Annotated in this window: 13 protein-coding genes and 1 pseudogene; 8 read left to right on the top strand and 6 right to left on the bottom strand. The window is 63.7% G+C overall.

From position 1 onward, the window contains the following. Positions 1 to 144 precede the first annotated feature (144 nt). From JQ628_RS12055 to JQ628_RS12045, 3 genes are all read left to right on the top strand, one after another. Positions 145 to 1341 carry an acetyl-CoA C-acyltransferase gene (locus tag JQ628_RS12055; protein ID WP_212223142.1) on the top strand — a complete coding sequence of 399 codons (1197 nt, stop codon included), beginning with the start codon at positions 145 to 147 and terminating at the stop codon, positions 1339 to 1341. Between the two features lie 113 nt (positions 1342 to 1454). Further along, entirely contained in the window at positions 1455 to 2747 is a 1293-nt protein-coding gene (locus JQ628_RS12050) for an MFS transporter (protein ID WP_212222786.1), read from the top strand. A 282-nt stretch (positions 2748 to 3029) separates the two neighbouring features. After that, positions 3030 to 3875, top strand: a complete 846-nt coding sequence (locus JQ628_RS12045) for an alpha/beta hydrolase (RefSeq protein ID WP_212223141.1) — start codon at positions 3030 to 3032, stop codon at positions 3873 to 3875. Positions 3876 to 3947: 72 nt separating this feature from the next. Here the strand turns inward: JQ628_RS12045 and JQ628_RS12040 are convergent, their stop codons facing one another. Together JQ628_RS12040 and JQ628_RS12035 are read right to left on the bottom strand one after the other, a co-directional pair. Continuing rightward, a complete protein-coding gene (locus JQ628_RS12040; RefSeq protein WP_212222785.1) occupies positions 3948 to 5507 on the bottom strand; it encodes an acyl-CoA carboxylase subunit beta in 1560 nt (519 codons plus the stop codon). Beyond that, entirely contained in the window at positions 5437 to 6411 is a 975-nt protein-coding gene (locus tag JQ628_RS12035) for an IclR family transcriptional regulator (RefSeq protein ID WP_212222784.1), read from the bottom strand. Before JQ628_RS12035 ends, JQ628_RS12040 begins: the two co-directional genes overlap by 71 nt. 126 nt (positions 6412 to 6537) lie before the next feature. Between JQ628_RS12035 and JQ628_RS12030 the strand changes: the two genes are divergently transcribed. The 4 genes from JQ628_RS12030 to glsA all read left to right on the top strand — a co-directional run bounded on the left by JQ628_RS12030 (position 6538) and on the right by glsA (position 12117). Further along, on the top strand, positions 6538 to 6759 hold the full coding sequence (locus JQ628_RS12030) for an acetyl-CoA carboxylase biotin carboxyl carrier protein subunit (RefSeq protein ID WP_212223140.1): 222 nt from the start codon (positions 6538 to 6540) through the stop codon (positions 6757 to 6759). 183 nt (positions 6760 to 6942) lie between these two features. Further along, positions 6943 to 8106: a TAXI family TRAP transporter solute-binding subunit gene (locus JQ628_RS12025; RefSeq protein WP_212222783.1), complete on the top strand. Its 1164-nt coding sequence runs from the start codon at positions 6943 to 6945 to the stop codon at positions 8104 to 8106. Positions 8107 to 8144: 38 nt separating this feature from the next. Then, positions 8145 to 10217, top strand: a complete 2073-nt coding sequence (locus tag JQ628_RS12020) for a TRAP transporter permease (RefSeq protein ID WP_212222782.1) — start codon at positions 8145 to 8147, stop codon at positions 10215 to 10217. A 64-nt stretch (positions 10218 to 10281) separates the two neighbouring features. Further along, on the top strand, positions 10282 to 12117 hold the full coding sequence (gene glsA, locus JQ628_RS12015; protein ID WP_249127814.1) for a glutaminase A: 1836 nt from the start codon (positions 10282 to 10284) through the stop codon (positions 12115 to 12117). A 70-nt stretch (positions 12118 to 12187) separates the two neighbouring features. On the opposite strand, the gene JQ628_RS12010 is transcribed toward glsA, so the two are convergent. Then, positions 12188 to 14521: a Tex family protein gene (locus JQ628_RS12010; RefSeq protein WP_349628054.1), complete on the bottom strand. Its 2334-nt coding sequence runs from the start codon at positions 14519 to 14521 to the stop codon at positions 12188 to 12190. A gap of 213 nt (positions 14522 to 14734) precedes the next feature. On the opposite strand from JQ628_RS12010, the pseudogene JQ628_RS12005 reads away from it, so the two are divergent. After that, positions 14735 to 15991, top strand: a pseudogene (locus JQ628_RS12005) (Hsp70 family protein). Between the two features lie 5 nt (positions 15992 to 15996). Here the strand turns inward: JQ628_RS12005 and JQ628_RS12000 are convergent. From JQ628_RS12000 to JQ628_RS11990, 3 genes are all read right to left on the bottom strand, one after another. Next, positions 15997 to 16524, bottom strand: coding sequence for a carboxymuconolactone decarboxylase family protein (locus tag JQ628_RS12000; RefSeq protein WP_212222779.1), 528 nt, complete (start codon positions 16522 to 16524; stop codon positions 15997 to 15999). 541 nt (positions 16525 to 17065) lie between these two features. After that, positions 17066 to 17425 carry a Zn-ribbon domain-containing OB-fold protein gene (locus JQ628_RS11995; RefSeq protein ID WP_212222778.1) on the bottom strand — a complete coding sequence of 120 codons (360 nt, stop codon included), beginning with the start codon at positions 17423 to 17425 and terminating at the stop codon, positions 17066 to 17068. Next, a complete protein-coding gene (locus JQ628_RS11990; protein WP_212222777.1) occupies positions 17422 to 18558 on the bottom strand; it encodes a thiolase family protein in 1137 nt (378 codons plus the stop codon). The genes JQ628_RS11995 and JQ628_RS11990 overlap by 4 nt, the downstream gene beginning before the upstream one ends. Positions 18559 to 18571: the final 13 nt, after the last annotated feature.

Here is an 18571-nt window from a genome sequence, read left to right as displayed (position 1 = left end):
GCGGGGCGCCGCGGCCGGCCGCGCCTTTTCGCCTTTGCCTCGTAAATTGATCCGACCACGACAATTTCTCATGTCTGCCCGATATTGCATTTTTTGCGTTGCATCATATGATGAACGTAATCTCATAGATTCCATTCTGGAGCACTGTCCATGGCCGCCGATCCCGTCGTCATCGTTTCCGCCGCCCGCACCCCGCTCGGCCGCTTCATGGGCGAACTGTCGCCCTTTACCGCTCACAAGCTCGGCTCTCACGTGATCGGCGCGGCGCTGGAGCGCGCAAAACTCGCGCCCGAGAAGATCGACGAAGTGTTCATGGGCAACGTGCTGCCGGCGGGACAGGGCCAGGCCCCGGCCCGGCAGGCCGCCCGCGGCGCAAAGCTGCCGGACGCCACCGGCGCGACCACGGTCAACAAGGTCTGCGGCTCCGGCATGAAGGCGACCATGCTGGCGCACGACATCATCAAGGCCGGCTCCGCCGAGATCGTATTGTCCGGTGGCATGGAGAGCATGAGCAATGCGCCCTATCTGCTTTCCAAGGCGCGCGCCGGCTACCGAGCAGGCCATGACCGCATCATCGATCACATGATGATGGACGGCCTCGAGGACGCCTACGAGACCGGCCGCTCGATGGGCGACTTTGGCGAGGCGACCGCAGAGGCCTACCAGTTCACCCGCGCCGACCAGGACAAGTACGCGATGGAGACGCTGACCCGCGCCCGCAAGGCGGTGGAAGGCGGCGCCTTCAAGGCCGAGATCGCGCCGATCACGATTACCGAAAAGGCCGGCCCGCGCGTCATCGCCAATGACGAGCATCCGCTGAAGGTCGATCCCGCAAAAATTCCCGGCCTGAAGCCAGCCTTCCGCGCCAACGGCACCATCACGCCGGCCGCCTCCTCCGCCAATGCCGACGGCGCCGCCGCGCTCATTCTCACAAAGCGCTCGCTCGCCGATCGCAACAGTCTGCCCGTGCTGGCCGAGATCAAGGGCCACGCCACCCACAGCCAGGAGCCGCAATGGTTCACCACCGCGCCGATTCCGGCGATCCGCAAATTGCTTGACAAGGTCGGCTGGAGCGTCGGCGATGTCGACCTGTTCGAGATCAACGAGGCGTTTGCGGTAGTCGCGATGGCCGCCCAGCGCGATCTGGGAATCCCGCGCGAAAAGCTGAACATCAATGGCGGCGCCTGCGCGCTCGGCCATCCCATCGGCGCTACCGGCGCGCGGCTGATCGTGACACTGCTGCATGCGATGGAAGCGAACAATCTCAAGCGCGGCATCGCTTCGCTCTGCATCGGCGGCGGTGAAGCCACCGCGATCGCGGTCGAACGCGCCGTTCACTAGCAGCCGTCCGCGCATGTCCGAAAATGAGGGAAGTTAGCCATTTCGGACTGACTTCCCTCATGTCAGAATGTGCCGGTCATTCCGATCAATCGACATTCCCTTCCAGAGGCCCAATGATCTCGAACTGGCTCGCCGCCACGCTCGCCCGCCGCAACATTCACTACGGCTGGGTGATGGTCGGCGTCACTTTCCTGACCGCGCTGATCGCGGCCGGCACGGTCGGTGCCCCCGGCGTCTTCATCGTACCGCTGCAAAAGGAATTCGGCTGGACCACCGCCGAGATTTCCTCGGCGCTATCGATCCGCTTCATCCTGTTCGGGCTGATGGCGCCGTTCGCGGCCGCGTTGATGAACCGCTATGGCCTGCGCAATGTGGTGCTGGCGGCGCAGCTCATCGTGGTCTCGGGCCTGCTCGCCTCGCTCATGATGACGCAGGTGTGGCAGTTGATGCTGCTGTGGGGCGTCGTGATCGGGATCGGTACCGGCATGACCGCGCTGGTGCTGGGTGCCACCATTGCCGCGCGCTGGTTCGTGGCGCGCCGGGGCCTCGTGGTCGGCATCCTCACCGCCAGCGTCGCGACCGGGCAACTGGCGTTTCTGCCGCTGCTGGCGAGCCTGACCGAAAGCTTTGGCTGGCGCATCGCGTTGTCGCTGATCTGCATCATGCTCTGCTTCTCGGCGTTCATGGTGCTGCTGGTGATGCGCGACCGGCCGAGCGACGTCTCCTTGCGTCCCTTCGGCGACGAAGGCACCGAGCCGCTGCCTGCCCCGCCTCCAAGCAATGCGCCCATCGTGGCCGCTGCGCTGGGCGCGCTGCGCGACGCCTCCAAATCAAGCGTGTTCTGGATTCTGTTCGCCACCTTCTTCGTCTGCGGCGCCTCGACCAACGGCCTCGTGCAGGTGCACCTGATCCCGATGTGCCTCGATTTCGGCATCCCGCAGGTGCAGGCCGCAGGCCTGCTCGCCGCGATGGGTATTTTCGATTTCGTCGGCACCATCGTGTCGGGCTGGCTGTCCGACCGCTACGACAATCGCTATCTGCTGTTCTGGTATTATGGCCTGCGCGGCCTGTCGCTGCTATTCCTGCCGTTCACCGATTTCACCTTCTACGGCCTGTCGCTGTTCGCCGTATTCTACGGCCTCGACTGGATCGCCACCGTGCCGCCGACCGTGCGCCTTACCGCGCAGCGCTTTGGCGCGGAGCGCGCCAATCTGGTGTTCGGCTGGATTTTTGCCGGGCATCAGCTCGGCGCGGGCGCTGCGGCGTTCGGCGGCGGCCTGTCGCGTACGCTTTACGAGAGCTACCTGCCCGCCTTCTTCATCGCGGGTGCACTCTGCATCATCGCCGCGTTGATCGTGCTCGCGATCTCGCGGCCAGCACCGAAGCCGGCGGCGGCGGCCGCGTAGACAAGTGCCAGGGTGGGCAAAGGCGTTCTAGCGCCCCGCCCACGATGGCGACCTTCACGTCGAGTGTTGGGCATGCTGCCGCCTTGCTCTTCGAGCGAGGACGGTAACTCTGCCCGCGATTGCAGATGCTCCAAATGAATTCGCGATGATCTGGCGCAGTCCAGGCGCGGACCCTATGTTGCGGATATCGCCGCATCACATGCGAGAAACTCGTGCGGTGCCCAGCCTGCGTACGACCAGGAAAAAGGGGCATCGCCCGGTACCACGGATATCGCCGTGCATATGTTCGGACCGGCCGGGCGCCTTGCTGCCCTTGTGGTTGTAACCTCGGTGCTCCCGGCGCCGGCTCTGCCTCAAAATCGCGAGCTTCACTACGTCCAGAGCGGCGGGAAGCCGGCGGCAGCAGCAGAAACCTTGCAGAGTTCCATATTCGATCTGCGATTTCGTCGCGGTATCAGCCAGCGCGTATTGTACGTGTCACCAGCCGCGCCCGTCGCGGTTATCGTAATGCTCCCTGGGGGCACCGGCAAAATTGGCCTGAAAGCGAATGGCGAGGTCACCCACGGCGACAATTTTCTGGTTCGCACCCGCGACATCTGGGCACGGCACGGATATGCCGTGATCATTCCGGACACGATCGACAAATCCAGTCTGCGCGGCGATCGCAGCTCACTCCCATACGCCAAAATAGTCGTGCAACTGGCGAATTTTGCGCGATCGCAGGCGTCGGCTCCCGTTTTCCTTCTCGGGACGAGCCAGGGATCGATCGCTGCGATCGACGGCGCCGCACACGCGCCGCCGGGCCTGATTTCCGGCGTGATCCTCACGGAATCGGTATCCAGGATCGGCGGCAGCGGCGAATCGGTGTTCAGTGCCGCGCCGGAACAGGTTCGCGTGCCGGCTCTCATCGTCGCGAACAGGGCAGATCAATGCAACGTCGCGCCGCCCAGTGACGCGCCACGCATCGCCGCGGCGATGAAGAATTCTCCGGACGTGCATGTCGAGTATGTCGACGGCGGGAAAGACAGGTCGCCAAGGGCCTGCGGCTCCCTGACGCCACACGGCTACTATGGCATCGAAACCGAGGTTATCGATGTCATCGCGCATTGGATCGACAGCCATCGATGAACCGATCCGAGAACCTTAGCCGCCACCCGATGCCGCTTCCTTGCGCGGCGGGCGCCATCGCGACGATGGCGCTTACGGCCTGATGGCAAAATTCGTCGCCGGCCCGGGCGTGCGCAAGGGTTCAGCGAGGCGCGCGAACTCGCAGAGCAGCGAACGTGTCTTGCGGGGATCGATCACCTCCTCGACCCAGAACTTTTCGGCCGAGCGGAACGGCGAGCGCAGCTTGTTGAGCCGGTCCTCGATCTCCTTCAGCTTCGCGGCCGGATCGGACGCAGCGTCGATGTCAGCGCGATAGGCCGCCTCGATGCCGCCTTCCAGCGGCAGCGAGCCCCAATAGGCCGACGGCCAGGCATAGCGCATCGAAAAACGGTTGGCCGGCTGATGCACCACGCCGGCAACGCCAAAGGCGTTGCGCACGATGATGGTGCACCAGGGCACGGTGGTCTGGTTGACGGCGGCCATCGCCCGCACGCCGTGGCGGATGGTAGCCGCCTTCTCCGCATCGAGCCCGATCATGAAGCCGGGGCAGTCCATGAGATAGACGACCGGCAGATGGAAGGTTTCCGCAAAGTCGACCCAGCGCACGACTTTCTGGCAGGCTTCTGCCGTCCATGAGCCGCCATAGTGAAAAGGATCGCTCGCCAGCAGCAATATGGCGCGGCCTTCGAGCCGCGCGAGGCCCACGATGATCGGCTTTCCGAAATTGGAACTGACTTCGAAGAACGAGCCCTTGTCGACGACGGCGTCGATGATCGGCCGCATCTTGTAGACCTGCCGGCGGCTGCGCGGCACCGCCTTCATCAACGACTCTTCCGAGCGCTCGGGATCATCGTTGCAAGCCGTGGTTGGCGGCAGATCGAAAACCGACGGCGGCAAATAAGAGAGGAAGCGCCTTGCGCACTCAAACGCCTCTTCTTCGGTCTCGACCGCTTGATCTATCGCGCCGGCACGGGTCTGAATGTCCGCGCCGCCGAGCTCTTGCTTTGTCAGGTCCTGACCGAGCCGCTTCACCACCGGCGGTCCTGCGACGAACATCGCCGAGCTCTTGGTCATGATCGAATAGTGCGTCGCCGCCAGCCGCGCGGCGCCGAGGCCGGCGACCGAGCCGAGGCCAAGGCCGACCACCGGCACGCGCGCCATGTTCGCCGTCGTGTACCAGTACCAGCGCGTGCCGCCGACGCCTCCGGGCAGGTTGGCCGCCCCTTTGGTCTCGATCGTCTTCACCGAGCCGCCGCCGCCGGAACCTTCGATCACGCGGATGATCGGCAGGCGGAAATCATGCGCCATCTCTTCGGCCATCAGCGGTTTTGCGGAGATCGATGCATCGGCCGAACCGCCGCGCACGGTAAAATCATCGCCGACCACCACCACCGTGCGGCCGTCGATGCGCCCGCGGCCGAACACGCAATTGGCCGGCGTCAGATGTTTGAGTTCGCCCTGTTCGTCGTATTCGCCGATACCGGAGATCGCGCCGATCTCGTGAAAGCTCTTTTGATCTACCAGCTTGTCGATGCGCTCACGAACGGTGAGCCGGCCCTGGTCGCGCTGCCGCTTGACCTTGTCAACGCCTCCCATCTCGCGCGCGAACGCTTCGCGCCGGGCGAGGTCGTCGAGCTCCGGCTTCCAGTTCATTCGTATCCTCCGTCTTGATTATTTTATTGTTGTTATGGGCGGGCACGGTAATCGATTTTCTTTCCAGCCGGTTGGTGAAGATGTCGCCTTCGCCCTCGAGCAGCGCACCGACGGCGGATGCCAGATCCAGCATGCGCGGCGCCGCTTCCTTGTGGATCCGCTTCTCGTCATACATCGCCGAGAGAAGACCGATCGTGACCACGACATAGGTCTGGTATTGCGGCGACCACAGCGGCACGGCGCAGCCGTTGATATGCGGGCTCCAGGTGCCGAACGCGGTGACGTAGCCTTGTTCGCGCAGGCTGCGGCGGTTGGCCTCGATGCGCGATCGCGCCAGCTTTGCGGCGTCCGGCGTCTCACGCCCCATTTCGTTGATCAGGGCGTCGCCAACCTCTGGCGCAAGCGCCGCGAGATAGGCGCTTCCCGCCGCCGTGCTCGCCATGCTGATGCGGCTGCCGGTGCTCTCATGCAACCCCAGCGCATTCGCCGCGCGCGCATATTCGAGATAGACGAGATGAAAGCGGTCGGGGATCACGAAGCCGACCGTGCCCGGCAGATGTTCGGCGACATCCTGTAGCCGCAACCGGATCAGGTTGCGAAGCTGGAGCCCCTTCATCATCGAAGTGCTCATCGCCACCGCGCTCGGCCCGATGCGATATTTCTGGTCGCGCGGCAGGTAGACCAGTTGCCCCATGCGCGTCAGCGTATGCGTCAGGCGCGACACCGTCGAGCGCGGCAATCCGCAGCGGTTTGAAATCTCGAGATTGCCGAGCCGCGCCTCGTGCCCCTCGAAGCAGCGCAGCACATCGAATGCGCGCGACACCACCTGAATGACGTCGCCCTCACCTGCCAGATCGCTGGCGAGCATTCCCTGCTTGCTTAGCCGCTCCGAGCGCCTTCCCATGGCATGGCTCCCATTCCGTCATGCGGAATAAAATTCCACTTGCAGAACAAGCTACCTCAGGCAATCTGCGGCCACAACAAAAAGCCGTTTGCGAGATCGCTCTCGATAAGCGGTGCAGGGAGTGGCATGCCAGATATCAAGGTCGTGACGGAAGTGGCGGGACGCATCTGCGCGCTTCCGGTCGAGGTCGGCGGCGCTGTCGGCGACGGTGACGACGTCGCATTCGTTGAAGCGATGAAGATGGAAATCCCGGTCGCCTCGACCGCAGCGGGAAAAATCAAAACGATACTTGTGAAGATTGACGATGTGGTTGCCGAAGGTCAGGCGATCGCGATCGTCGAAACGTAAACGCGCGAGCATTAAACTTCTGGTCGGTGGAGTTCCGCGACAATTGGCTCTTTGTCGCAAGAGACTATCGATAGACTATCGACCATTGTCCGATAGCCGGGTCGTTGCCATCGATTTTGCGCGATGACATGATCCGGCCAACACCAAAAACATCTTTCGCACAGCGAAATAAGGGAGAAAAACATGATCCATCGAATGATGGCGCTGGCGCCTGCTGCTCTTGCGGGCATTTCATTAGTCACTTTTTCTGCGGCGCACGCCGACGACGTCAAGCTGCCGCCGACGATGGCGATGACCGCCTACGATACCGGCACGGCCGGGTTCAACATCACCGTCGGCGTCGGCAAGATGATGAAGGACAAGTACGGCAGCGACGTGCGCGTGCTTCCGGCGGGCAACGACGTCGCCCGCCTCGCGCCGCTGCGCGCCAAGCGGGCGGTCGCGTCCGCCATGGGATCGGGCACCTATTTCGCGCAGGAAGGCGCGTTCGAGTTCGGCGCCAAGGAGTGGGGACCACAGCCCGTGCAGCTCATCCTGTCGTCGGTCGACTGCAATTGCGGTTCGCTCGGCGTTGCCGCCGATGCCGGCGTCAAGGAAGTCAAGGACCTCAAAGGCAAGCGCGTTGGCTTTGTCGTCGGCTCACCCGCACTGAACCAGAATTCGCTGGCGGTGCTGGCGTTCGGCGATCTGACGAAGAATGACGTCAAGGCCGTCGAGTTTGCGAGCTACGGCGCGATGTGGAAGGGTCTCGTCAACAATGATGTCGACGCTGCCTTCGGCACGACCATCACCGGGCCGGCGAAGGAAGCCGAGACATCTCCACGCGGCCTGATGTGGCCGCCGCTGCCGAAGAGCGACACCGCCGGATGGGAACGCATGAAGAAGGTCGGCTCCTTCTTCTTCCCGCAGGTCGCGACCTGCGGCGCCGGCATCTCGCCGCAGAAGCCGATCGAGCTCGGCAATTACCCCTACCCGATCTTCGTCGCCTATGCCTCGCAGCCGGCGGACCAGGTCTATTCGATCACGAAAGCGATGATCGACGGCTATGACGCCTACAAGGATTCCGCGCCCGGCGCCGGCGGCCTTGGCGCTGCCCGCCAGACCAAAAACTGGGTCGTCCCGGTGCATCCCGGCGCGGTGAAGGCGCTCAAGGAAGCCGGCCACTGGAGCGACGAGCAGGAAGTTCATAACAACGCTTTGTACAAGCGCCAGGAAGTGCTGGCCGCGGCGTGGGCGGCCTACACCAAAGCCAATCCGCCATCGGACGATGCCGCCTTTCTGGATGGCTGGATGAAGTCGCGCGGCGATGCGCTTGCGAAAGCCAAGATGCCGAACGGGTTTGAGTAAGGATCTGCTCAAGCCGAACACCATGCTGGGGGTCGATGATGTCCGTATCTGATAGCGCCGCGGTGGCAGCGCCCAAGAAGATCGAGTTCGCCGACCCTCACGCCACCGATGCCGCCGGTAATATGCAGGAGGCGGAAGTCACGCGCGTGCGTACCTTGCGCGGCGTGTGGCGATGGGCGCTGATCGTCGCCACCGCCGCCACCATCCTGCTCTGCATCAACCAGCAATTCTCGCTCCGGTTCTTTGTCGGCTACACCCAACTCAATACGGAATACTTCTACCTTTTGATTGCGCTGATGCTGCCGTTCACATTCCTGATCTTTCCGGGAACGGCGAATGCGCCGCTCGACCGCATTCCCTGGTACGATCTCGTCTTCTTCGTTCTCACATTCGGCTCCGCCATCCTCCTGATGCGGACCGTCCGAAAGGCGGCAGAGGCCGGTTGGGAATTCGGCGGCGCGCCGACCTCGGTGATCGTCGCCGGCCTCATCATGTGGATCGTGCTGATGGAAGCGCTGCGCCGCACCGGCGGCTGGAGTCTTTTGCTCAGCGTGTTTCCCTTCACGGTCTATCCGCTGTTCGCGGATGCCAGATGGCTCGGCCCGTTCCGCGGCACCGAGTCGACGCTCGAACAGGCGATCTCCTATCACGTCCTTTCGGGCGAAAGCCTGCTCGGCATTCCGATCCAGGCTTTTGCCGACACCGTGATCGGCTTTCTGGTGTTCGGCACCGCGCTGATGATGACCGGCGCCGGAAAGTTCTTCATCAACATTGCCTTTGCGCTGTGCGGCACGTTCCGCGGCGGCGCGGCGAAAGTCTGCATCTTCGCCAGCGGCCTGCTTGGCATGATGTCGGGCTCGATCATTTCCAACGTGCTGACTGCCGGCACCATGACGATACCCGTCATGAAGAAGAGCGGCTTTCGCGCCTCCTATGCCGGCGCGATCGAGGCCTGCGCCTCGACCGGCGCCGTGCTGGCGCCGCCGGTGATGGGCGCAACCGCCTTCGTGATCGCGCAGTTTCTCAACGTCAGCTATGCCGAAGTCGCCGTTGCCGCGATCATCCCGGCGGCGCTGTATTATGTCGGTCTGTTCATGCAGGTCGATTCCTATGCGGCCCGGCACAATCTGAAGGGCATTCCGCGCTCCGAGCTGCCGAAGGTCTGGGACACCATCAAGGAGGGCTGGTACTACGTCTTCGTCATCGCGCTTCTGATCGTGATGCTGCTGTACTTCAAGCGCGAGAGCCATGCACCGTTCTTTGCCACCGCGCTGCTGCTGGTGCTGAACCAGACCTTTTCCAAAGACACGCGCTGGACTTTTTCGACCATCAACAAGTTCCTCGAGGTCAATGGCCGCACCTTCGTGGAGCTGGTCGGCATCCTCGCCGGATGCGGCCTCCTGATCGGCGCCTTCTCCATGACCGGCGTGGTCTCGAGCCTCGCCAACGACCTGCTTCGCCTTGCCGGCGACAACGCCTTCCTGTTGCTTGCGATGTGCGCCTTCACCAGCCTGGTCCTTGGCCTCGGGCTGACGACGACGGCCTGCTACATTTTCCTCGCCATTCTGGTGGCGCCGGCGCTGGAGAAGCTCGGCCTCAACCGGATGGCGGTGCACATGTTCATCTTCTACTGGGGCATGCTGTCTTCAATCACACCGCCGGTCGCCATTGCCTCGTTCGCCGCCGCCGGCATCGCCGGCTCGCCCGCGATGAAAACGGGATGGGAATCGATGTGGGTCGGCAGCATCATCTATTTCATTCCGTTCTTCTTCGTGCTGAACCCGGCGCTGGTGCTGCAAGGACCGGACCCCTATCTCGCGGGCCTCGGCCTGATGCTGCTCGCCGGCATCGGCACGCTGTTCATCTGCGGCGGTATTCAGGGCTACCAGGCCTTTGTCGGCGATCTCAGCCGCACCGGCGCGCTGGAATGGCCGCTGCGGGTGTTGCTGGTGATTGGCGGCTTCGTGCTGGCCACGCCCGGCGGCGGCATCAATCCGCTGTCGCAAATGCAGATCACGGCGCTGGGCCTTGCAATCCTCGCACCCACGGTTCTGGTCGCGCTGATCCTCATCCGTCGCCAGCCTGTGCCGAGCCAGTTGCGAACTCCCTGATTGCGGTGCACAACGGGAGGCGATGAACGCCTCCTCTGCCACGACTTCGGCCCCGATGTCCGCCATGCCTTCGGCAACGGGCTGGGCCAGCTCAAAACCGCCTTTGCTGCGGTTTCTCGACCGCTGCCACGCGCAATTCGCCACCGAGGATGACGGCGCGGTCGCCGATTACATTCCCGAGCTCGGCAAGGCCGATCCTGCCCATTTCGGTATCAGTCTCGCCACCCTCGACGGCCATGTCTACGAAGTCGGCGACACCAAAATCCCTTTCACGATCCAGTCGATCTCAAAACCCTTTGTGTTTGCGCTGGCGCTGGACACGCTCGGAGCCGCCAAGGTCGAAAGCGCGATCGGCGTCGAACCCTCCGGCGATCCCTTCAATTCGATCCGGCTGAATGCGGAAAATCATCCGTTCAACCCGATGGTCAATGCCGGCGCGATCGCCTGCTCCGGCCTGATCCACGAGGCCAAGGGCGACGGCGCATTCGAGTATATCCGGCAGGCGCTTGGCCGCTTTGCCGGCCGCGAGCTCGGCGTGGATGAAGCCGTCTATGCCTCCGAGAGCGCGACCGGCGACCGCAACCGCGCGATCGGCTATCTCCTGCGCACCAATGCCGTGCTCAAGGATCGGGTCGATCTGGTGCTATCTGTCTATTTCCGGCAATGCGCCGTGCTGGTGACTGCGCGCGACATCGCGGTGATGGCGGCCACGCTTGCCAACCGCGGCGTCAATCCCGTCACCGGCGAGCAGGTGATGACGCCTTACGCGATCTCCCGCACGCTCTCGGTGATGACGTCGTCAGGCATGTACGATTATGCCGGCGAGTGGATCTACCGCGTCGGCATTCCCGCCAAGAGCGGCGTCGGCGGCGGCATATTGGCCGCCCTGCCGGCGCGGCTTGGGCTCGGCAGCTACTCGCCAAAACTCGACAAGCACGGCAACAGCGTGCGCGGCATCAAGGTATGCGAGGCGCTGTCTTCGCATTATGACCTGCACATGCTCAACCGCAGCGACGATGCGCGCAACAGCATCATCGCCGACTACGACATGGGCAGGAACCCGTCGCGGCGCAGCCGCCGCGCGCATGAGCAACAAATCCTGGCCGCGCATCGCGATGAGGTCCGCGTCATCGAACTGGTCGGCACGCTGTCGTTTTCCAATGTCGACTACGTCTCGCGTCAGCTCGCCTCAAAACCGCGGCCGCAATTCGTGATCTTCGACCTGCGCCGCGTCACCTCGCTCACGCGTGCCGGCGCCCGCCTGGTGACGGAAGAATTCCGCGAACTGGCGGCGCACCGCGTCACCGTGGTCCTGTCCGGCGTCAAGCGCGGATCCCGCGAATGGCAGATCATCACCGAATGGACCGCCGGCATCTCCAACGTGCGCGATTTCTACCTGCTCGACACCGCGATCGAATGGGCCGAAGACCAGATCGTCTACCGCTATGGCGGCGCCATCGATTTTCACGACACCACCGAACTATCCGAGCAGCCCCTGCTCGCCGGGCTGACACCGGAAGAACTGACCGACCTCGCCTCGGTCGGCATGGTCAGGCATTACAAGGCCGGCGAAAAGATCATCTCGGCTGGAGAGGCTGCCACCTCGCTGTACTTCCTGCGCAGCGGCGCCGTTCATATCACGCTGCCCGACGGCGTGCGCCTGGCGACACTCACCGCCGGCATGGCCTTTGGCGAGATGGCGCTACTGGAATCGCACCGTTCCGCCGACGTGACGGCCGACATGGCCGCAACCGCTTTCGAAATTCCGTTGCGGGATTTCGACCGTTTTCGCAAGCAGCACCCGCGCGCCGGCGAAGCCGTCATGCGCAACCTCGCGCAGCTCCTCGCCGACCGCCTGATCGTCGCCAACACCAAGGTGGACTTGCTGACGTCGTACTGAGGGGCGCCGGGGGTCCTAGACACAAAAACTCGAAAACAACCCCATGCACAGTAGCGCTAGGGGTATCTGGTTACTGACCAGACTTGCCGCGCCCGGCCTTCTCGCTCGCGCGGCGCATCGCGTCGGCGAAGGCCCCACCCGCGGCTTGCTGCGGCGCCTGCTTGCGTGGCGACGAGGACGTCTTCGCCGAGGTGGCCGTGCTCTTCGTCTGCTGCCCGCTCTTGCCGGCGGGCTCGTCGTCAAGCCGCAGCGTCAGCGAGATGCGCTTGCGGGCCACTTCAAGGTCCAGCACCTTGACCTTGACGATGTCGCCCGGCTTGACCACCTCGCGCGGGTCCTTGATGAAGTTCTTCGACATCGCCGAGACATGCACCAACCCGTCCTGATGGACGCCGATGTCGACAAAGGCGCCGAATGCGGCGACGTTGGTCACCGTGCCCTCCAGGATCATGCCGCGCTTGAGATCGCTGATGGTCTCGACGCCCTCCTTCAAGGTGGCCGTCTTGAACGCCGGACGCGGATCGCGGCCGGGCTTTTCCAGCTCCTTCAAGATATCGGTCACCGTTGGCAGGCCGAACGTATCGTCCACGAAGGCCTGCGGCTTCAACTGGCGCACGGCATCGCTGTTGCCGATCAGCGCCTTGATGTCGCTTTTGGTCGCTTCCAGAATCCGCCGCACCACCGGATAGGCTTCCGGGTGCACGCCGGATGCATCGAGCGGGTCCGTGCCGCCATTGATGCGCAAAAATCCCGCGCATTGCTCGAACGCCTTGGGACCGAGCCGCGGCACATCCTTCAGCGCCTTGCGCGACTTGAACGGTCCGTTGGCGTCGCGATGCTGCACGATGCTCTGCGCGAGCCCCGCGCCGATGCCCGACACCCGCGCCAGCAGCGGCGCGGATGCGGTGTTGGCGTCCACACCGACGGCGTTGACGCAGTCTTCGACCACTGCGTCGAGCGAGCGCGCCAGTTTGGATTCACCGAGATCGTGCTGATATTGCCCGACACCGATCGCCTTCGGGTCGATCTTCACCAGTTCGGCCAATGGGTCCTGCAACCGCCTTGCAATCGACACCGCACCGCGCAGGGTGACGTCGAGCTCCGGCAACTCTTCCGAGGCAAAGGCCGAGGCCGAATAGACCGAGGCGCCCGCCTCCGAGACCACGATCTTCGACATCTTCAGGTCGGGCAGCAGCTTCACCAACTCCGTCGCCAGCTTGTCGGTCTCGCGCGAAGCGGTGCCGTTACCGATCGCGATCAGGTCGACCCGGTGGGTGACCGCGAGTTTGCCGAGCGTCGCCAGCGCCTCGTTCCACTGCCGCTGCGGCTCATGCGGATAGACCGTCGTGGTCGCCACCACCTTGCCGGTGGCATCGACCACCGCGACCTTGACGCCGGAGCGGTAGCCGGGATCGAGGCCCATGGTGACGCGCGCGCCGGCCGGCGCCGCGAGCAGCAAATCGCGCAGGTTCGAGGCAAATACGCGCACCCCTTCCGTCTCCGCCGCGGTCCACAACCGCATGCGCAGATCGATGTTGAGATGCACCTGGATCTTGGTGCGCCACGCCCAGCGCGCCGTTTCGATCAGCCAGCGGTCGCCGGCGCGGCCCTGATCCGAAATGTTGAAGCGCTGCATGATCTTCAGCTCCGGCGCGGCCGGCACACCGGCGACCGGCGGCTCCCGCTCGGGCTGGATCTGCAATTCCAGTATCTCTTCCTTCTCGCCGCGGAACATCGCGAGGATGCGGTGCGACGGCAGCTTGTGCAGCGGCTCGCTGAAGTCGAAATAATCCTTGAACTTCTCGCCCTCGGTCTTCTTGCCCTTGCGGACCCCCGAGATCATCTTGCCGTCCGACCATACCTGTTCGCGCAGCGCGCCGATCAGGTCGGCGTCTTCAGCGAATTTTTCCACCAGAATGGCGCGCGCGCCCTCGAGCGCAGCGGCAGCGTCGGGCACTTCCTTCTCAGTGTTGATGAATCCGGCGGCGACCGCTGTCGGATCACTCTGCGGCTGCGCGAGCAGCAAATCGGCCAGCGGCTCGAGTCCTGCTTCCTTCGCGATCTCGGCCTTGGTGCGGCGCTTCGGCTTGAACGGCAGATAGATGTCTTCCAGACGCGCCTTGTTGTCGGCGGCAAGGATGGCCGCTTCCAGCGCGGCATCGAGCTTGCCCTGCTCGCGGATCGAATCGAGGATCGCCGTGCGGCGCGCTTCGAGCTCGCGCAGATACGTCAGGCGCTCTTCCAGCGTGCGCAGTTGCGCATCATCCAGGGCACCGGTGATCTCCTTGCGGTATCGTGCGATGAACGGGACGGTCGCCCCGCCGTCGAGCAACGTGACGGTCGCTTCGACCTGCTGCTCGCGCACGCCGAGTTCCTGGGCAATCTTGCCGAAAATATTTGCCACGCGATACCTTCCAAAGTGTCGCCGCGACTCTACCACGTCAGCGGGACGCCGCTTATGGACCATCCCCGCGCAGCCGATCAAGGCAGCGGGCGAAAGATTTTAATCTGTGGATCGGTCCTCTCGGTCAGCCACAACGCCCTGAGAAAACACAGCGAGATAAGGGTGGATTGATGGCCTTCCAATGTGTAAACGGACGCTCCCTCCGGAGCTCCCATGTCAATCTGCGGCCTTGATTTCGGAACGTCGAATACGACGCTCGGCACCATCGATGGCTCTGAGCCCGTTCTGACGGCACTGGAGGCGGCTCAGACCGCAATTCCGAGTGCGATCTTCTATGAGGCCGACGGCGGCGTCCGGATCGGCCGCAGGGCCGTCGAAGCCTATGTCGAAGGCGTTTCCGGCCGCCTGCTGCGGAGCCTCAAATCCGTGCTCGGAACGTCGCTCATCGACTAAACCACGCGGCTCGGGCGCGAGCGGCGCAGCTTCCGCGACGTGATTGCCTCCTATCTCGGCGCGGTCAAACGCCGCGCCGAGCAGGCCAACGGCCGCGAGCTTCGCCATGTCGTTCATGGCCGCCCCGTGCACTTCGTCGACAATGCGCCGGACGCCGACCGCAAGGCGGAAGAAACCCTGCGAACGATAGCCAAGGGAATCGGCTTCGAAGACGTCACGTTCCAGTACGAGCCGATTGCGGCGGCGCTCGACTACGAGCGGCAGATCGCATCCGAAGAGATCGCGCTGATCGCCGACGTCGGCGGCGGCACATCGGACTTTTCGATCGTGCGCCTCGGCCCCGCACGCCATGGCAAGACCGATCGCGCGAGCGATATTCTGGCCAACGATGGCGTGCGCATCGGCGGCACCGATTTCGACCGTCAGCTCAGCCTCGGCGTGGTGATGCCGCTGTTCGGCTTCGGCAGCCCCATGAAGCGCGCCGGGCTCGACGTGCCCTCCAGCTATTTCCACGACCTCGCAACGTGGTCGAGCATCAACCGCATGTATGAACCGCGCGTACTTGCCGATATCCGCCAGGTGCGGCAGGAGGCCACTCAACCGGACCTGCTCGACCGGCTGATCCGCGTGATCCACGAACAGCGCGGCCACACGCTGGCCATGGAAGTCGAGGACGCCAAGATTGCGCTTTCCGAGAAGCCGCGATCCGAGATCCCGCTCGCATGGGTCACGCCGGGACTTAACGCCGCCATCAATCGGCCCGACCTCGTCGGTCACACCAAGCAGCTCGCTGCCCGCATATCGGCTCGCGTCAAGAACTGCCTGGTTCAGGCCGGACTGAAGGCCGACGCGATCGACGCCGTGTTCCTGACCGGCGGCTCCGTCAGGCTTGCCCATGTTCGCAAGGCGATCGTCAAGGCCGTGCCGACGGCCCGTGTGGTCGAAGGCGACATCTTCGGGGCCGTCGGAAAGGGACTGACACTGGAAGCCTTGCGACGATACGGGCCTTTGAACTGAGCCAATCAGCCGACCACTTCCGTCACCGGCTGCATGTCGACGGCAAACGTCTCCAGGAATTTCGACGTCATGATGTAGAAGCCGACCGAAAGCTGCAATTCGACCAATGCACCCGGCGTCAGCTTTGAGGCAATCGCCTTGAAGGTGGTATCGGTCGGCTTGGGCAGCTTGACGATCTCGTCGGTGAAGGCGAGCGCCGCGCGCTGCACCTCGTTGAAGCAGGTTGCTGCTTGCCAGTTCTCCAGCGCCTCGTTCTGTTCATCGGTAACGCCGACGCCCCTGCCGATCCGCTTATGCGCCACGACCTCGTAGGGCGCCTCGCACAAAATGCCGGTCCGCGTGATCGCGAGTTCCCGCACGATCGGATCGAGCTCGCCGCGGCTGCGGATCGCACCGCCGAGCCGGCAATATTGCGAGAGATAGCTCGGCGAATGCGCCATCATGCGGAAGATATTGGCGTTGCGGTTCTTGCCGAGCAATTCGCGGGTGCGATCGTTGTAATTGGCGGGATCGCTGTAGTCGATGCGGGCCATTTCTCACCTTGTTTCTTGGTCTTCTGATTTTTGAAAGCCGGATCATGCCCTGCGCTTGGCAGGGGTTCAACGGCCGGTCGGCCATCATCTGCGCGAAAAGTTCCTTAACGCGCGCAAAATATGGTTGCACACGAGCCAAATTGCCGCCGCAAAGGTGTTCGACCCTGAGACGGTCGATATTTGCCCGAGTGGGGACTCATCAAGGGCGGATCATCGTCGAGGGGTGTTCCGAGTACCAAATCTGGCCATCGTAAGCGCGTCTCGCGCCACGATGAGTCTTGCCCAAAAGAGCGGACCGAAGGCCGAAGCAGGCCCAAGTCTAGGGAGAGAGATATGAAAGCAGCCACCAAAAGGGCGGCCTCGGAAGCGGTTGCCCAAATGCTGGCCGTCACCGCGATGCTCGTCATCGCAAGTGTAGTGTTTTATTGGAGGTGATCGCGGCCCACCGCCGTCATTGCGAGCGAAGCGAAGCAATCCAGCTTTGCCGCACGAAGAAAAGCTGGATTGCTCGTCGCTTCGCTCCTCGCAATGACGACGAAACTCACTTCGCCTTCTCGAAAAACGGCACCAGCCTTCCCGCAAACTGCGTGAACCGCGCGGCGACCCTGTCGCCTATCGCGAGACCGTTCTCGCCATGGCCCATCATGCGAAAACCCTCGGCCGCATCCACCAGCAGGATGTTGTAAGGGACATGCGCCCGGGTCTCCGGCGTCGCGGCGCGGCAGACCAGCGAGGCCGCATACACGATGCCCTCGCCGCTGGCACGCTTCTGCACCGGGCTCGGCGCGCCGCAAGCGGCGCAAAAGCTGCGGCGGAAATATTGCCTGGCGCCGCAGGCGGCGCAGTCCTGATAGACAATCGCCTCCGCGCCCATGGTCCAGTCCGCGAGTTTTTCGTTCATCGCACCCGCTCCAGGAACATGCTGACATGCGACGACAGCACGCCGCCGTCGCCATGCAGCAGCGCGATCGAGGCATCGCGGACCTGACGGTTATCAGCGCGCCCCGTCATCTGTAGATGGGTCTCGACCAGATGCGCCATTGCGCCGCCGACGCCGCAATGGCCGTAGCTCAAAAGCCCGCCATGGGTGTTGAGCGGCACTTCTCCATCGCGGCCGAAATAACCGGCGCGCACCCGCGCCGCGGCTTCGCCGCGTTTCGCAAGCCCGAGATCTTCCAGCAGCATCGCCAGCGTGATGGTAAAGCTGTCGTAGACCGCGGCGTAGCGCACATCGGAAATCGCCAGGCCCGAGGCAGCCTTGGCCTTGGCGATGGACATCTCGGCACCGAGCTCGCTCAAGGCGGGCATCGCCGTAACGTGCTGATGGGTATGCGCCTGCGCGCAGCCGCGCACGCGGATGCCGGCCTCGCCGGTCCGTTCGCGGCTGACGATGAACGCCGCGCCGCCATCCGACACCGGACAGCAATCGAGCAGCTTTAGCGGCATCGCCACCGGCTTCGAAGCCATCACATCGGCGACCGTGATCGGTTCGTGAAACTGCGCGCCGGGATGGGCGCGGGCATGGCGGCGCATCAGCACGGCAAATTCTGCGAGGTCTTCCTGCGTCACGCCGTATTCATGCATGTAGCGCGAGGCGACGAGGCCGTAATAGGCCGGGATCGTCGGTCCGAGCGAGACTTCGTACTCGGGGTGCCCGACCTGCGCCAGCGCCTGGATCGAGGCATCGCGGCTTTGTCCGGTCAACCGGTTCTCGCCCGATACCACGAGCACATGTCTTGCGACGCCGCTATCAACGAGGTGATGCGCCAGCATCGTCATCGCGAGCCCGGTGGCGCCGCCGACCTGCACCGCATGCGCGTAGGACGGACGGATGCCGAAATGCTCGGCGAAGACAGTGGCGAGCATGATGTGCGGCGAGACCGTGCTGTAGCCACACAAGACGCCATCGATGTCGGAGCGCTTGAGCCCGGCATCGGCGATGGCCATGGCGGCGGCCTTGCTCATGAGGTCGAGCGAGGACGAGCCTTCGTGTCTGCCGTACGGTGTAAGCCCGACGCCGGCGATGTAGCTCATCGCGAGGGACGCT

The sequence above is a fragment of the Bradyrhizobium lablabi genome, from assembly GCF_018129385.1.
GTDB classification, from domain to species: Bacteria; Pseudomonadota; Alphaproteobacteria; order Rhizobiales; family Xanthobacteraceae; genus Bradyrhizobium; species Bradyrhizobium lablabi_C.
Note: the sequence above shows the minus strand (reverse complement) of the source record. Positions and strands in the feature narration are given on the sequence as shown.

Coding starts and splice junctions, on each gene's coding strand:
- JQ628_RS12000 (WP_212222779.1), bottom strand. CDS start 16,524: ATGGCCCGCATCGACTACAGCGATCCCGCCAATTACAACGATCGCACC.
- JQ628_RS12045 (WP_212223141.1), top strand. CDS start 3,030: ATGTTCGGACCGGCCGGGCGCCTTGCTGCCCTTGTGGTTGTAACCTCG.
- JQ628_RS12025 (WP_212222783.1), top strand. CDS start 6,943: ATGATCCATCGAATGATGGCGCTGGCGCCTGCTGCTCTTGCGGGCATT.
- JQ628_RS12030 (WP_212223140.1), top strand. CDS start 6,538: ATGCCAGATATCAAGGTCGTGACGGAAGTGGCGGGACGCATCTGCGCG.
- glsA (WP_249127814.1), top strand. CDS start 10,282: ATGCCTTCGGCAACGGGCTGGGCCAGCTCAAAACCGCCTTTGCTGCGG.
- JQ628_RS12040 (WP_212222785.1), bottom strand. CDS start 5,507: ATGAACTGGAAGCCGGAGCTCGACGACCTCGCCCGGCGCGAAGCGTTC.
- JQ628_RS12050 (WP_212222786.1), top strand. CDS start 1,455: ATGATCTCGAACTGGCTCGCCGCCACGCTCGCCCGCCGCAACATTCAC.
- JQ628_RS12020 (WP_212222782.1), top strand. CDS start 8,145: ATGTCCGTATCTGATAGCGCCGCGGTGGCAGCGCCCAAGAAGATCGAG.
- JQ628_RS11990 (WP_212222777.1), bottom strand. CDS start 18,558: ATGAGCTACATCGCCGGCGTCGGGCTTACACCGTACGGCAGACACGAA.
- JQ628_RS11995 (WP_212222778.1), bottom strand. CDS start 17,425: ATGAACGAAAAACTCGCGGACTGGACCATGGGCGCGGAGGCGATTGTC.
- JQ628_RS12035 (WP_212222784.1), bottom strand. CDS start 6,411: ATGGGAAGGCGCTCGGAGCGGCTAAGCAAGCAGGGAATGCTCGCCAGC.